Origin of the sequence: Colwellia sp. 75C3, assembly GCF_002836255.1 — a bacterium.
Lineage (GTDB): Bacteria > Pseudomonadota > Gammaproteobacteria > Enterobacterales > Alteromonadaceae > Colwellia.
The window spans coordinates 237763-253679 of sequence record NZ_PJAU01000032.1; the positions used below are offsets into that span (position 1 = coordinate 237763).

Annotated in this window: 16 protein-coding genes; 5 read left to right on the top strand and 11 right to left on the bottom strand. The window is 37.8% G+C overall.

The window, feature by feature from the left end:
• Positions 1–9: 9 nt before the first annotated feature.
• A complete protein-coding gene (locus CXF85_RS02930) occupies positions 10–1017 on the top strand; it encodes an isocitrate dehydrogenase (RefSeq protein ID WP_101227031.1) in 1008 nt (335 codons plus the stop codon).
• A 150-nt stretch (positions 1018–1167) separates the two neighbouring features.
• Here the strand turns inward: CXF85_RS02930 and rlmM are convergent, their stop codons facing one another.
• The 4 genes from rlmM to CXF85_RS02950 form a co-directional block, all read right to left on the bottom strand.
• Positions 1168–2274, bottom strand: coding sequence for a 23S rRNA (cytidine(2498)-2'-O)-methyltransferase RlmM (gene rlmM, locus CXF85_RS02935; protein WP_101227032.1), 1107 nt, complete (start codon positions 2272–2274; stop codon positions 1168–1170).
• An 81-nt stretch (positions 2275–2355) separates the two neighbouring features.
• Positions 2356–2784 carry a DUF423 domain-containing protein gene (locus CXF85_RS02940; protein ID WP_101227033.1) on the bottom strand — a complete coding sequence of 143 codons (429 nt, stop codon included), beginning with the start codon at positions 2782–2784 and terminating at the stop codon, positions 2356–2358.
• A gap of 14 nt (positions 2785–2798) precedes the next feature.
• On the bottom strand, positions 2799–3515 hold the full coding sequence (locus CXF85_RS02945) for an alpha/beta family hydrolase (RefSeq protein WP_198555469.1): 717 nt from the start codon (positions 3513–3515) through the stop codon (positions 2799–2801).
• Positions 3515–4447 carry a transcriptional regulator GcvA gene (locus tag CXF85_RS02950; RefSeq protein WP_101227034.1) on the bottom strand — a complete coding sequence of 311 codons (933 nt, stop codon included), beginning with the start codon at positions 4445–4447 and terminating at the stop codon, positions 3515–3517. The genes CXF85_RS02945 and CXF85_RS02950 overlap by 1 nt, the downstream gene beginning before the upstream one ends.
• A gap of 321 nt (positions 4448–4768) precedes the next feature.
• On the opposite strand from CXF85_RS02950, the gene CXF85_RS02955 reads away from it, so the two are divergent.
• Positions 4769–5056: a hypothetical protein gene (locus tag CXF85_RS02955; protein WP_101227035.1), complete on the top strand. Its 288-nt coding sequence runs from the start codon at positions 4769–4771 to the stop codon at positions 5054–5056.
• Between the two features lie 436 nt (positions 5057–5492).
• On the opposite strand, the gene kdsA is transcribed toward CXF85_RS02955, so the two are convergent.
• The 7 genes from kdsA to hemA form a co-directional block, all read right to left on the bottom strand.
• Positions 5493–6335 (bottom strand): 3-deoxy-8-phosphooctulonate synthase, encoded by an 843-nt coding sequence (gene kdsA / locus CXF85_RS02960; RefSeq protein WP_101227036.1) that lies wholly within the window; start codon positions 6333–6335, stop codon positions 5493–5495.
• Between the two features lie 209 nt (positions 6336–6544).
• Positions 6545–7807 carry a DUF819 family protein gene (locus CXF85_RS02965; RefSeq protein WP_198555483.1) on the bottom strand — a complete coding sequence of 421 codons (1263 nt, stop codon included), beginning with the start codon at positions 7805–7807 and terminating at the stop codon, positions 6545–6547.
• Between the two features lie 47 nt (positions 7808–7854).
• Positions 7855–8700 (bottom strand): SirB1 family protein, encoded by an 846-nt coding sequence (locus CXF85_RS02970; protein WP_232771054.1) that lies wholly within the window; start codon positions 8698–8700, stop codon positions 7855–7857.
• Positions 8701–8739: 39 nt separating this feature from the next.
• Positions 8740–9105 carry a SirB2 family protein gene (locus tag CXF85_RS02975; RefSeq protein ID WP_101227037.1) on the bottom strand — a complete coding sequence of 122 codons (366 nt, stop codon included), beginning with the start codon at positions 9103–9105 and terminating at the stop codon, positions 8740–8742.
• A 145-nt stretch (positions 9106–9250) separates the two neighbouring features.
• Entirely contained in the window at positions 9251–10108 is an 858-nt protein-coding gene (gene prmC, locus CXF85_RS02980) for a peptide chain release factor N(5)-glutamine methyltransferase (RefSeq protein WP_101227038.1), read from the bottom strand.
• 17 nt (positions 10109–10125) lie between these two features.
• Positions 10126–11214, bottom strand: coding sequence for a peptide chain release factor 1 (prfA, locus tag CXF85_RS02985; RefSeq protein ID WP_101227039.1), 1089 nt, complete (start codon positions 11212–11214; stop codon positions 10126–10128).
• Positions 11215–11553: 339 nt separating this feature from the next.
• On the bottom strand, positions 11554–12822 hold the full coding sequence (gene hemA, locus CXF85_RS02990; protein ID WP_101227040.1) for a glutamyl-tRNA reductase: 1269 nt from the start codon (positions 12820–12822) through the stop codon (positions 11554–11556).
• A 208-nt stretch (positions 12823–13030) separates the two neighbouring features.
• Here hemA and lolB point away from each other — a divergent pair, with 208 nt between their 5' ends.
• The 3 genes from lolB (at position 13031) to CXF85_RS03005 (ending at position 15732) form a co-directional block, all read left to right on the top strand.
• Positions 13031–13675, top strand: a complete 645-nt coding sequence (lolB, locus tag CXF85_RS02995; protein ID WP_101227041.1) for a lipoprotein insertase outer membrane protein LolB — start codon at positions 13031–13033, stop codon at positions 13673–13675.
• 50 nt (positions 13676–13725) lie between these two features.
• On the top strand, positions 13726–14628 hold the full coding sequence (gene ispE, locus CXF85_RS03000; protein WP_101227042.1) for a 4-(cytidine 5'-diphospho)-2-C-methyl-D-erythritol kinase: 903 nt from the start codon (positions 13726–13728) through the stop codon (positions 14626–14628).
• A 159-nt stretch (positions 14629–14787) separates the two neighbouring features.
• Complete coding sequence (locus tag CXF85_RS03005; protein ID WP_101227325.1) at positions 14788–15732, top strand: ribose-phosphate pyrophosphokinase; 945 nt, start codon at positions 14788–14790, stop codon at positions 15730–15732.
• Positions 15733–15917: the final 185 nt, after the last annotated feature.

Below are 15917 nucleotides of genomic sequence, written 5' to 3' on the forward strand. Positions count from 1 at the left end.
GTGAACTTAATGACTAAACAAACCATCACGGTAATTCCAGGCGACGGTATCGGCCCGAGCATTATTGATGCGACAATTAAAGTATTAGATAAAGCAGGCTGTAATTTTGAATATGAATTTGCAGATGCCGGTTTAACCGCCTTAGAAAAACATGGCGAATTAGTACCTGAAGAGACAATTAATCTTATTGAAAAAAACAAGATCACCTTAAAAGGTCCATTAACAACACCAGTTGGCGAAGGTTTTACTTCGATCAATGTCACCTTACGTAAACAGTTTAAGCTTTACGCAAATTTGCGCCCTGTATTATCATTTAAAGGTACTAAAGCACGCTACGAAAATATTGATATTCTAACCGTTCGTGAAAATACTCAAGGCATGTATTCTGGTGCTGGCCAAGTTACTTCAGAAGACGGTACAGAAGCGCAAGCGATGAGTATTATTACGCGTGACGGTGCAGAAAAAATATTAACCTTTGCTTATGAAACTGCACGTAAGGAAGGCCGTAAAAAAGTAACCGCTGTTCATAAAGCAAATATATTAAAATCGACCTCAGGCTTATTTTTGAAAGTTGCCCGAGAAGTTGCCCTACGTTACCCTGAAATTGAATCAACAGAAATGATTGTTGATAATTGCTGTATGCAATTGGTTATGAATCCAGAGCAGTTTGATGTCATTGTAACAACCAACTTATTTGGTGATATTTTATCTGACTTATGTGCTGGTTTAGTCGGTGGTCTTGGTATGGCACCTGGCGCTAATATTGGTGAAGATTGTGCTATTTTTGAAGCCGTACACGGTAGCGCACCTGATATTGCTGGTAAAAACTTAGCAAACCCAACATCAGTTATCCTCGCAGCAATCCAGATGCTTGAATACTTAGATATGGGTGATAAAGCAGAGAAAATTAGAGCTGCTATCACCGATGTTATTGCAAGCGGTGATAGAACTACCGGTGATTTGGGTGGTACTCATGGCACTACAGACTTTACTGATGCAGTACTTGAGCGACTATAAGTAGCTATTTCTTGTAGAGATATAAAACAAAAAAAGGCCCTCAACTTTATTAAAAGTTGAGGGCCTTTTTATTTAAACCAAAATTTTATAAACGAGATAAATTAATCTCATTTACCTTAAAATAATGATTAAAATTATAAAGATTAATAACTATTCTTTATTACCTAATGGCGGAGGTGATAGTAACCGCGCATGCACAGTTACTTCTTCACGATCATAATAAAGATGTTTTGCATAAAGCTCATATCTCAAATTATGTAAAGCGAATGCATCTTTCATCGCCTGTAAGTCGTTGGTAACTTGTTGGAAACGACCTTTCATTGGCAGTTTTAAGTTAAATATAGCTTCTTTACAGTAGCCATGTAATAACCATTCACTCATCAGCTTAGCCACTCGCTGCGGTTTTTCAATCATATCACAGACTAACCAATGAACATTTTTCTTCATTGGAGTGTATTTAAAGCCATCCATCATCTTATGTTTTACTTGCCCTGTTTCCATTAAGGATTCAGCCATAGGACCGTTGTCTATTGCCGTTACCATCATGCCACGGCGGACTAATTGATAAGTCCAACCGCCAGGTGCTGAGCCTAAATCAACGGCATTCATACCTGATGTTAATCGTACATCCCATTCATCTCGAGGAATGAAATGTAAAAAGGCTTCATCAAGCTTTAAAGTAGAGCGACTTGGTGATGCACTAGGAAATTTTAATCTAGGGATGCCCATAACATGTGGAGAGCTATTACGTGCTAATGAGAAGCCTAAAATAACTTCTTGTCCGCTGAGAAATAACGCATGTAAAATTGCGCCTTCAGGATCATCGGCAGAATTGTTACCCTTCTGAGTAAGCACCTTATTTTTACGTAACGCTTGACGCAAAGGTACCGACAATTTTCGACAAAACTTACTTAACGATTTACCATCGTTATCATCAGCCATTTCCATACGTAAATCACTGTATTGCCAGTCATTACCTAATACTTCAGTAATAGCTTCAACGCGATTGTAATCTGGAAGATCTATTTTATCAGTTACCGTGACAAACCACTGACGAGCGAAAATAAGTCGCTTAAGCGGCAACTTATTCATTAAGGCTTCGCCATGTGCACTTTCATGTAAATGAAAAAACACTAAACCTTGATTTTTCTTTAGCTCTAAATAGCCATACATTTCATTCCAAGCAGCTTTTTCTTGGATTTCTGCGCCACACTCTTTTTCAAAGCCTGGTCGACAAAATAATACGATGGAGGTCATATGTTGTTTTACCTTCTATATCTAACATTGATCTTTATTTAAGATTGCACGTTAGGGTATTAACACGACAACAAAGTGTCGTTAAAAATTATTTTTACCTTCTAGCGCTAACAATAGCCAAGCGAGCGCAAATGAAATGCCACCAAAAGGTGTTAACTTCCCGATAACGGCAAGTTCAAAAAAAGACTTAATATATATTGTGCCGCAAAAGCATAAAAGACCTACGACAAAGGCAAAACTTGCAGCAAGTAATACCTTGGAAGGCTTAGTTGTTTTCAACCAAACCAATGTAGCGAATAGCGCAAGAGTATGAATAAATTGATATTGTAGCGCTGTTGCTAAACTAGATTGCACATTTACAGGCAATGCTTGACCACCGTGTGCTAGCCAAGCGCCGAATAGTACAGAAAAACAGCCACTGATACCAACAATAATCATCAAGCATTTGAGTAAAATATCAGTACACTTTAATTTTATCTGCTGCTGCTGATTAATATTAGGTGAATTCATCGTTTATTCCCGTATTACGCGTTATTATTGACTGCTAATTTCTCGATAAACTGCACAATTTCTTCAACGGCACTATTTATATGTGCCTGATAGGTAAAACCTGATTTAACTCTCGGTTTCAAACTGTGATCGCCGTCCTCTAAAAATACGCATTGGCAGTGTGCAGCTAGCTCATAGCTGATAATTTCAGCCTTATTGCCTAAGGTGTCACGATCTCCTTGTACAATTAAAACCGGCTTACTCGCGTCAAACAAAGGCTCAAGTCGAAGTTTTTCCGGTTTTTTAGCCGGATGAAACGGATAACCTAAGCAAAATACACCTGATACTTTATTGAGTAAATTAAGGGGTAACAGTTCAGGGGCAGCCACTATACTCGCTGCAACACGAGACCCCATCGATTTACCGCCAATAAATAAAGGTAATTCATGCTCTGCCAACTGTTCAACTACATGCCTAATAACATCTTCATAACAGACCAATAACTTAGGCATTCTATCTGGAGGATATTTTATACCGGTCAATGCCCTTTTATCCATAAATGGGAAATTAAACCGTACAACATTAATGCCCAATTCATTAAGTAGTAAAGATATCTCACTCATGAATTCGTGTGACATATTAGCACCCGCCCCATGGGCAAATATTACTTGTGCTTTGGCATTTTCTACAGTGCTCAATAGTAAATTGATTTCACTGCCATCTTCCCGAGTAATTACTTGTTGAAGTATCATTAAGTTATTTGTCCATCTGTGATTTGCTCTTGCTCAGCTTCGACCATGTCTAACATCCACTGTCTAAAAGCAGTAATTTTACCAATTTCTTTTTGATTTTCACGACAGACAATGAAATAGGCATTTTTACTTACTAAAACATCATTAAAAGGACAAACTAAGCGCCCTGAATCAATATCCGGTTTAGCTAAGACACTGTAAGCCAGCGCAACACCCTGCCCGTATAATGCGGCTTGTAAAACCATCGCCGAATGACTAAAAATAGGTCCGTGGTTGACGTTTGCTCCTTTAACGCCTACTTGCTTAAACCAGCGTTTCCAGTCTTTACGCGAAGTATCATGTAATAAATTATGCTCAGAAAGATCCTCTAATGATAAAAGAGGCGGTTTGCCATTGGCAGCATTTTCTTGCATCAATAACGGAGAGCAAACGGGAATGAGATATTCAGTATGCAATTTATCCGCATGAATATTTGGCCAACGACCTCGTCCATAATAGATGGCGACATCAACATCTTCAGTGAGTGAGTTCTCAGGTTGGTCCACGGCTTTAATCCTAACATCTATATCAGGATGTAAGGCATTAAAAGCCGTTAACCTAGGCACTAACCATTGGATAGCAAAACTTGCTTGTGAACTAACCGTTATGGCTCCTTTAGCCCCCCTAGCTAGTAAGCGTTCCGTAGCTTCATGTAAAGAGGTGAAAATATCTTTTATGTCTAAATAATATGACTGACCTTCCTCGGTAAGGAGTAAAGAACGATTTTTTCGCATAAACAATTTAATGCCTAAATGTTCTTCTAAAGATTTAATTTGATGACTTATTGCAGCTTGCGTTACAAAAAGCTCTTCTGCTGCTCGCGTAAAACTGAGTTGCCTTGCTGAAGCTTCAAATGCCCGCAAAGCGTTTAATGGTGGGAGTCTACTGGCCAAAATACACCTTCAAATATTCAATATAATATAAATTACGCATTAAATTACTGCATAAAAACCTATAAACACAGCATAACAATCATTCATTAGTTTTTCTAATGAATAACATTAATTTAAGTCATTTTTCTTTTTTTATCAACTTGCGTATTATTCACGCCGTAGATGAAGGACATCATCTCAACGTTTTATGAAACTCAGGTATAGCGTGTGCTCCCAACCCACACGCTTTATTTTGAAGAGTAAAACCAGCGCGAGAAAAGGTCCTAATATATCTATAAGGAAGTAAACATATTATTATTAGGTCATATACAGGACAAAAACATGAAACTATATATTAAAAAAACTAACTTACTTGTTGTAATATTAGCCACCACTTTATTTAGTACTGTAGCAGCTGCTGCCGTACCAAAAACAGCACTTGTTAAAGCTGAGCCAGTTAATCCAACTCAACTTACTACTGCTGCACATAACAGCCTAAAGCTTTCTTTAGCGCCAGTTAAAATTATTTTTGAACTACAATCAACAGACTCTAGCCTTGTTAGACAAAAGCAAATGGCTAATCAAAACAAGTCTGTTACCTTAACTAAAGCAAGTTTAATTGCTGAATAGTTAAATTGAACTACACTGTGGTAAAGCAATGCTAACCACGGTGATTATCAATATAGAAAAACCAATAGACAAAACAATCAACATGTCGGTTCATTTTAACCAGCATGTTAACATATTTCAAAATGCTCGCACATTTACTGAAGTAATACCATTTGGATTGATTAAGTTTACAGAATTCAATGAGAATAAATTTTCAAGAGCAAGGCGCTTAATTGAACAATAGCTAGCTATTGGGATTGAAAGCAACGAAGTTATTGGATATTTAGGCCACTTGAAAATGATAACTAAATTAGTACAACTGGTATGAGATCTTAGCGATTAAGATCACAAATAAAAAAAGGTGTCCTAGGACACCTTTTTTATTGCTTAAATTATCACTAACTTATTGCTTAACAAAGTCATGAGTAAGCTCAGAGAACACTACACAGCGCCAACTCTAATCTGTGATAAGTGGTGTAAAACCTTTGACTAAATCATCTAGCGCCTTCATTTGCACTAAGTAAGGCTCTAATTTATCCAATGGCAATGCACATGGACCATCACATTTAGCTATTGAAGGATCTGGGTGCGCTTCGATGAATAAACCTGCTATTCCTATTGCCATACCACTGCGGGCTAATTGCACAGCCTGAGCACGACGACCATCAGCACTATCACTACGTCCACCAGGTTTTTGTAAGGCGTGTGTCGCATCAAAGATAACTGGTGCGTAATCTTTCATTTCATCCATGGCAAGCATATCAACAACTAAGTTGTTATAGCCGTAACAGCTACCACGTTCACATAAAATGATATTCTCGTTTCCTGCTTCAGCAAACTTGGTAATAATGTGCTTCATTTCATGGGCAGCAAGAAACTGTGGCTTTTTAACATTAATGACAGCACCTGTTTTAGCCATTGCTACCACAAGATCAGTTTGTCTAGCTAAAAAGGCTGGTAACTGTATAACATCAACAACTTCACTCACTGGCTGTGCTTGATAAGATTCATGCACATCGGTGATAATCGGGACATTAAAGGTTGATTTAATTTCTTCAAAAATCTTTAAACCTTCATCTAAGCCAGGGCCTCTGTATGAATTCACTGAAGAGCGATTAGCTTTATCAAATGACGCCTTAAATACATAAGGGATACCAAGCTTTTGAGTTACTTCAACATAATGCTCAGCAATTCTCATTGCCAGATCACGTGATTCAAGTACATTCATACCACCGAATAATACGAATGGTTGATCATTAGCAACTTCAATGCCTTTAACGTTAACAGATTTAATTGTCATCATTTCTTCCTAAAAAAGTATTCTTAAACAAGTACCGTAATTCAACTATCCGGTAGACTCCAAAAGTAGCTTCAGTAATGCTTCAGCTTAAAGCTGTATAAATCAATTTAAAGGAAAAAGCACGGAGTTGACGCACGTCAATGAGTACTTTTGACACCTAAATTTGTTTATACAGCAACAAGATGAAGCTTTACTCGCAAAATAACTGATTAACTACCAATAATACGAAGTAACTGTCCACACATCCAAGCCATGTATGTACCTAGGGCATAACCTAGTACAGCAAGTAATACACCAACCGGTGCTAATGATGGATGAAATGCAGAAGCAATAACTGGAGCAGATGCTGCACCACCAATATTCGCTTTACTACCAACTGCCAAGTAAAATATTGGTGCTTTAATCAATCGGCCAACCGCAAATAATAAAGCGACGTGAATTGCCATCCAAATTAAACCAATAACCACATATTTAGGCGCTTCTGCTATCTGCGTAATATCCATGTGCAAACCAATGGTTGCCACAAGAATATATAAGAAACTACTACCAACTTTAGAGGCCCCTACCGACTCAAGTCGTCTAACTTTGGTAAACGATAAAGCTAAGCCAATAGACGTTACTAAGACAATAATCCAAAATAATTTACTGTGTAGACTGAATTTTTTAAGGTCTGGATAATTGTTTTGGAAAAACGGAACTAATAAATCAGCTGCGAAATGGGCAAAACCAGCAGCACCAAATGCGATAGCAATAATAAGTATAAAGTCTTTTAATTCTGGCGTGCGTTTATGTTCTTTATCAAAAGCTTCAACATCAGCAATTAATCTATCAATTCCCGAGGTATCTGCACCACTTTTAGCATCAATAGCTTTATGATTTGCAGCAATATAAAGTAATACTGCCATCCAAATGTTAGCCACTACAATATCTACCGTGACCATAATGGTAAATATCTTACCATCCGCTTCAAATATTTCTTTCATCGCTAACATATTAGCGCCGCCGCCAATCCAACTACCAGCAAGAGCGGCCATACCGCGCCAAACTGCTTCAGGACCAGTAACACCAATAAGCTCAGGCCAAATAGCAGAGACAATTAGCAGAGCAATTGGACCACCAATGACAACGCCAACGGTACCGGTTAAAAACATAATAATGGCTTTACTACCAAGGCCTGCAATAGCTTTTACATCGATACTTAACGTTAACAATACTAAACAAGCAGGTAGAAGAAAGTATTTTGCTACTTCATCAACTTGGCTAATTTCGGCACTAACGATACCAAAAGTGTTTAAGAAAGAAGGTAATAAATAGCACATTAATAAAGCGGGTACATATTTATAAAATTTTTGGCAAACCGAATTTTTACTTGTTGAAGTATAAAACACGAAACCTAAGATAAGTGCTAAAAGCCCTAAAACCACAGCATCATTTGTAATGAGTGGCGCAGCCGCCACAATATTTTCTTGCATCATTGGATCTTTAATCTCTTTTTTTATTTTTGATAAATGAAATAAATTTAATGAAGTACGTTAGTACTAACATCAATTTTTTCAAGTTGAATTTTTAATATTTTTGCCGCTGGATCTTTAGGGCATTGCTCAACGAAATAGCGATAATCATCCACAGCCACTTTGAAACAATCAAGTTGGTGTAATAAAAAACCACGATCTCTTCGTTGCAATGGGTCATCAGGCGTTAGTGATAAGATAACATCAACACAAGTGAGTGCTTTATCGAATACTTGCTCATGAATCAAAATATTTTTCAGTGCTGACAGATGTTCAACTAAGGCGACATTATCATCAATAGCTTGTAAATCTTGCTCTGTTGGATCACCTTCAAGATCATCTAAACGTATATCTAATTCGGCCCAATCAAGCGATTCGCCCGTTACTGCATCAAAGATAATCGCATACTGTTCATCACAGCATAGACGCACCATAATTTTATTAGGAATAAACACTAAATCAGTTTCAAAACCACAAGCGGTAATGATTTCCTTAACCAAAGCCGCTTTTATAATAGGTGACATCGCGCGTTGATTTAAACCTTTTGCTACTTTGTAAGCAGAAATAGGCCAACGGGTTTGATATCGATCTATAAACAAGTGTTGAAAGTACAATTCGTTAAGCAAAACTTCTGCTTTTTCTAACGGCGATTCAATCTCATTAATCATGGCAACACATTGACTGATAATTGTCTCTAAACTGTCTAAGGAGGTATCACCCTCTTCAGTGTCCAGCACGCTATCTGAAAAAATATGTTCTTCAAGTAAAATGAGTTTTTGCAGCAAATCTTTATCGACTGACTTTAATTCTGATAAAAATAATTCATTCATAACAGCGTATTTAAATGACTCCATTTGTTGCTTGTTGCGTTGTTCAAAATAGTTATCTAGTTTTTAGCTAAAGAACATAGCTTCGCGAGTCATTGCTAAACGTACTATCAACATCACCCAACCTATCGCACCTAAAAAACCAAGAATTTGCATTGGCTTATTACGTGCCAGTTTCAAGGTATAATAACCAGTAAAGATATAAGCAAACAAGGCTAAAAACTTTTCAGCTAACCACAATTGTTCCATCGGGTTTATATGAAGCTTTACCGCAAGCGATATACCGACAATAAGTAAAAATGTATCAATAACGTGAGGGCTTATCTTTAACCATTTACGGTCAAGGTTTTTCGATGCCATTAACGTTAAAATAAAACGGTAGATAAATAAGCTGATGCTTAGTACTGCAAGGGTTATATGTAAATGTTTCAAAGTTATTCCTTTTTTACCCTGGGTAAAATTAATTAGTTCAATGGGTATGTAAATTATTTGCCTATAGTGTAGCGACTTTACGTTACCAAAACGTTTTAAAGTGTAACTCTATAGTGAGAATCAACGATTAAGCTAAAAACAAGTACTAACCGACTTGCACTTTTGCCCAGGTAATTCGCTCATGACCATTAAAATCTCTTACTGTTTCTGCGTTATCATAACCTAAATCGGTTAAGATATTTCGAACTGCTTCACCTTGCTCAAAACCATGTTCAAAAAAAAGAGCTCCTTGGGACGTGAGATAATTTTTCGCTTGCTGTGCTATATGTTTAATATCGCCAAGTCCATTTTCATCAGCAACTAAAGCTGAATCAGGTTCAAAGCGTACATCTCCTTGTGATAGATTTTCATCTAATGCATCGATATAAGGAGGGTTAGAAACAATCACATCAAACTTACAATGATTAACGGCACTAAACCAATCACTGTGAAAAATGTTCACCTGCGTTAGTTGTAAAGCTTTTGCATTTTGTTGTGCAAGTTTGACCGCATCGATATTAAAATCGATAGCGTCAATTTGCCAGTTTGGTTGCTCTGATGCAAGCGCTAATGCAATAGCACCCGTGCCCGTACCAAGATCTAAACAATGTAAAGTATCCTGTTCACCAAAGTGTTCAAGCACTAGTTCAACCAAAATTTCGGTGTCTGGACGTGGGATAAGTGTTGCTGGTGAGACCCGAAAAGGCAGAGACCAGAACTCTTGTACTCCGACAATATACGCTATCGGCTCCCCAACGATTCGCCTTTGTAATAAGGTGAGAAATTCTTCAACTGTTTGCTTAGTTAGCTCTTGTTCTGGCCAAGTAAGTAAATAAGTGCGTTCTTTATCAAGCACAAACCCCAATAGGATCTGTGCATCGAGTTTAGCACTATCAGAACCCGAAGCTAACTGCTCCTGCCCATGTGCTATACATTCGGCTATAGTGGTATTTTCCACTGGCATCGCTGACAACACTATGATTAATGTTGTTCGGCTAATTCAGCTAATAAATCGGCTTGGTTTTCTTGCATTATCGGTTCCATCACCAATTGTAAACTACCTTCCATTATTTCGTTTAAACGATATAAAGTGAGGTTAATACGGTGATCACTCATGCGACCTTGTGGGAAGTTATAAGTACGAATACGCTCCGAACGATCACCACTGGCAACAAGGTTACGACGTGATGATTCTTCCTCAGTACGACGTTTTTCATCTTCAGCTTGCTGAAGGCGAGCTTGAAGCACAGACATCGCTTGCGCTCTGTTTTTATGTTGCGAACGTTGTTCTTGACACTCAACCACAACACCTGAAGGTATATGGGTAATACGTATTGCTGAGTCTGTTTTGTTAACATGCTGACCACCTGCGCCTGATGCGCGGAATGTATCAACTTTTAAGTCAGCTTTGTTAATTTCAATCGCATCTGCCTCAGGGATTTCAGGCATAACAACGACTGTACAAGCAGAAGTATGTACTCGGCCTTGAGATTCAGTCGCTGGCACACGTTGTACACGATGACCACCAGACTCAAATTTCATATGTCCGTAAACGCCTTCACCATTGATTTTCATGATCAGTTCTTTATAACCGCCCTGCTCACTTTCATTGGAGTTCATTACTTCAATTTTCCAGCCTTTCTTTTCTGAATAACGGCTGTACATTCTAAATAAATCACCCGCAAAGATAGCGGCTTCATCACCACCAGCCCCTGCACGAATTTCAACAAAACAATTGTTATCATCGTTAGGATCGCGTGGTAATAATAAAATTTGCAATTCATCGGCAATATCGGCGACGGCTTTTTTCGCATCTTTGAATTCTTCCTGTGCCATTTCGCGCATATCAGGATCTTCATCTTTAAGCATCATTTCGGCGGTGGCGAAATCATCCTCAGCGCTTTTATAATTATTAAAAACTGAAGTCACCGCATCAAGCTGCTTAAATTCTTTAGATAAAGCACGAAACTTTTCTTGGTCGCTAATGGTCGCAGGATCGGATAATAATGCCTGCACTTCTTCAAAGCGCTCAACTAGCACTTCAAGCTTTTGATAAACTGATGATTTCATTAAAAAATTTCTTATATTTTAGATGAGGAGAAACTATATGGAAGCTATTCTAACACAGTAATAACGTAATCGACCATTCTAGGGGGAAATGTAGCATTGCTAACGATTAATAATTTAAAAAGAAAATTTCTTAGACTGGGTTTATACCCGCTCGACTTGAAGATTCTCGTCTCAGAAAGCCTGAGCGAATCATAATCAAGACGAATTTTTTTGTTAAGGGTTATTCCGGAGAATACGCTCCAGCATTATCTAATAAGCACATCCATGTAGCGTCCTTAAAACAAATGAAACGACGGCTATATGTTCAAGCTAAACTATTATTTATTAACGTTCAACGTGCTAATCTTGTGAGTCGATATTAAAGATATCGCGTAAATAAAGCAGTTTATCAAGTTCACCACCTTGGGCAGCAGACTGAAGAGCACTCGTTGGTGCATGCATAAATTTGTTGGTGAGTTTAGTGGCAAGTTCGGCTAAGACAGCCTCTGAATTTTTACCATTTTTTAATTGAATGAATGCTTTTTCGAGTAAAACATCTCGATTGTCTAAACATTGTTTACGATAGCTGATAACGGTGTCTTGCGTATTTAAACCGCGTAACCACGCCATAAAATTATCAGATTGGCTATTTACGATACTTTCAGCTTCAACTGCCGCTTTACGTCGATTGTCCATATTCTTAGCAATGATGCTTTGAAGATCATCAACCGTGTATAAAAACACATCATCAAGTTCTGAAACTTGTTCTTCAATGTCGCGAGGTACAGCGAGATCAACCATAAAAATAGGTTGGTGCTTGCGCGATGTCAATGCTTGTTCAACCATACCTTTACCTATAATAGGCAAAGTAGAACCAGTAGAGCTGATAACAATATCAGCATTACACATATGTTCAGGTATTTGCGCTAAGGTAATAACATCAGCGCCAATTTGTTTCGCCATGTTTTCAGCGCGTGCTAACGTTCGGTTAGCAACAGTTATTTTACCAACATTATTTTCATACAAATGTTTAGCCACTAATTCAATCGTTTCACCTGCGCCAACAAGTAATACTTTAGTTTTTTCAAGACTACCAAAAATATGTTTAGCTAAATTTACAGAAGCGAAAGCAACCGATACCGCACTAGCTCCAATGTCAGTTTCTGTGCGAACTTGTTTTGCCACGCCAAAGGTACGCTGAAATAATCGGTCCATAACTAAAGACATAGAGCCGGCAGCTTTTGCTTGGCTATATGCTTGTTTCATTTGACCCAAGATTTGCGGTTCACCTAAAACAAGCGAATCTAAACCACAAGCGACTCGCATCATATGATTAACGGCTTGCTGGTCTTTATGCCAATACATGCTAGGTAAGATAGTTGAGGCGGGCACGTTATGGTAATTTTCTAACCATTGAACAAGGCGTTGTTGAGTAACATCAAAATCACCGTCTTGTACTAGGTATAATTCCGTTCTATTACAGGTAGAAAGAATAGCAACTTCGCGGCACTGTACTGCACTAAGCATTTCTTGTAAGGCAATAGAAAGCTTATCTGGATTAAAAGATATTTTCTCTCTCACCGCAACAGGCGCAGTTTTATGATTAATTCCAACAGCAACTATAGACACGTAATAAACCTACTTTATAAACATTTTCAACAAGTTTTATAAAACTTGTTTTAGCCAGTAAAGCTATTATAACCTAAGACCTGAGATTAAAGTATGATCTGTGATAAAAGACCCTAAAAATAATACTGCTATTTACAAAGGCTAAAAAGCTATGTTCCAATAACAATTATTATCGATTTAACGCCATAATTCTAATGAAACAATTTTAATGAAACTATTTTTTAAAACAACTTTATCTCTGCCTTACCTATTTAGCCTTGCGCTATTTACCTTGGTATTATCAGGTTGTAGTACTTTACCTAATAAAGAACCTCAGCAACTGATTCAACAAACATCGCAACAACGAATTACTACCCTACAACAATTAAATCAGTGGAAAATCACCGGAAAAATAGCCTTTTTTGAAAAAAAGTCCCGCAATAGCGCAACATTAAATTGGCAAGTAGATGAAGAGAATAAGACTCAACAGCTCAACTTAACCACTTATTTAGGCATTAATGTTTTACAGCTTGAATCACATTCCAATAACCATAATATCCAAGTCGATGGAAAAACCTATCATGGTAAAAACCTGGAAACACTTATCCATTCAATCACTGGGCTAACATTGCCAACGCAAGCATTAACGTTTTGGCTTAAGGGTATTCCCTACCAAGAAAGTGATAATATTAGCTATCAAAAAACAACACAGCTACCACAAACCTTATCAAGCCATTATAATAATGAGTTATGGCAAGTCAGTTATGCAAACTACCAGCAAATTGATGGTTATAGCTTAGCCACTAAATTTTCAATTAGAAAAGATGACTTACTCATTAAAATTGTTGTTAATGAATGGTTGATTAATCATTAAACAAAGCTTATCAATAAACTGTACTCACAAAAAATAAGTAGAATTAATACATGACGTGCTCTTCTCACTCAAACTCTTTTCTCAATAAAGCGATTGACTTTCCATCACCAGCAAAAATTAATTTATTTCTACATATTGTTGGGCAACGCGACGATGGTTATCACAACTTAGAAACGCTTTTTCAATTTATAGATCATAGCGACACGCTCACGTTAACCACCACCGAAGCACCAGAGATAGATTTATTAACACCTATTGAAGGTGTAAATAATGAAGATAACTTAATTGTAAAAGCAGCGCGGTTATTAAAACGCAAAAGTAATACGACCTTGGGCGTTAAGATCAGTATCAATAAAATACTGCCCATGGGGGGAGGTTTAGGCGGTGGTTCCTCAAATGCAGCTACGGTTTTAGTTGCGCTTAATACGTTATGGCAATGCCAATTATCGTTGAGTGAACTGGCGATGTTAGGCTTGAGTCTTGGCGCTGATGTACCTATCTTTATTCATGGCTTTTCCGCTTTTGCCCAAGGTGTTGGTGATGATCTTACCGCCCTCGAACCACACGAGTCATGGTATTTGATTACTAAACCTGAATGTAGCATCTCAACACAGCAAGTTTTTACTGCAAAAGACCTACCAAGAAATACCAAGAGACTATCCCCTTCAGCCCTTAATACCCGTGACTTCATCAATGATAACTTCCATAATGACTGTCAAACTTTAGTAATTAAACATTATCCTGAGGTTGCCAAGTTACTGGCTTGGTTGGTAGAATACGCACCCTCAAGAATGACAGGAACTGGTGCGTGTGTTTTTACGCGGTTTTCTAGTCTACAAGAGGCGCGTTCATTACAAGCGAAACTCCCAAAAGGAATAAGCTCTTTTGTTGCGCAGGGACTGAATAAGTCCCCACTATGTTCAGTAATAGCAAAGCTATCATTGAACAAGTAAATAATTATAAAGATTTGCTAATTTAACCAGAACGACTACTTTTAAAACGCTACATTGTTATAAAAGAAGCCCTACAGTTAAATCAGCGTATATTGTTCAATGATTGCCTATCAATCAAAGAGCCTACTATTAATGTCAAATATTTCTGAGGAATCGAAAGTGCCTGACATGAAGATTTTTGCGGGTAATGCCACCCCTGAACTGGCCAAGAAAATTGCTGATCGCCTATATATGCCTTTAGGTGATGCTAAAGTCGGTAGTTTTAGTGATGGTGAAATTAGTGTTGAAATAAACGAAAATGTCCGCGGTGCTGACGTTTTTATTATTCAATCAACCTGTGCTCCAACCAACAATAACTTAATGGAATTAATTGTAATGATAGACGCTTTGCGTCGTGCCTCTGCTGGCCGTATCACTGCTGTAATCCCTTATTTTGGTTATGCTCGCCAAGACAGACGCGTACGTAGTGCTCGTGTTCCAATTACTGCAAAAGTAGTTGCTGACTTTTTATCAAGTGTTGGTGTTGATCGTGTATTAACGGTTGATTTACACGCAGAGCAAATTCAAGGTTTCTTTGATGTGCCTGTTGATAATGCATTTGGTACACCTATCTTATTAGACGATATGAAAAACCGTGAGTTAAACAACCCTGTTGTTGTTTCTCCCGATATCGGTGGTGTAGTTCGTGCTCGTGCAGTTGCTAAATTACTAGATGACGCTGACTTAGCCATTATTGATAAACGTCGCCCTAAAGCGAACGTTGCGCAAGTTATGCATATTATTGGTGAAGTTGAAGGCCGTGATTGTATTATTGTAGACGATATGATTGATACAGGTGGTACTTTAGCCAAAGCTGCAGAAGCACTTAAAGAACATGGCGCAAAACGTGTTATTGCTTATGCTACTCATCCGGTATTGTCAGGTAATGCGGCTAAAAACCTTAGAGAATCAGTTATCGATGAACTTGTTGTAACTGACTCAATTCCACTTTCTGATGAAATTAAAGCGCTTAAAATGGTTCGTCAATTAACGTTGAGTGGCATGTTAAGTGAAGCGATTCGTCGTGTAAGCAATGAAGAATCTATTTCAGCAATGTTTGACTAATTACTAGCAATTTATGGCTAGGCTTTAACACATAGCTATTAATGACTAATATTGCAAAAAAGCAGCCCACCCTAGGCTGCTTTTTTATTACCGCTACTTTCCCCGTCTCCCCTCAATTATTCTATTTATTTAATAGCTTTACCTCGTCCTAAATGTTATTATGCCGCGCCTTTTTTATCTAATGG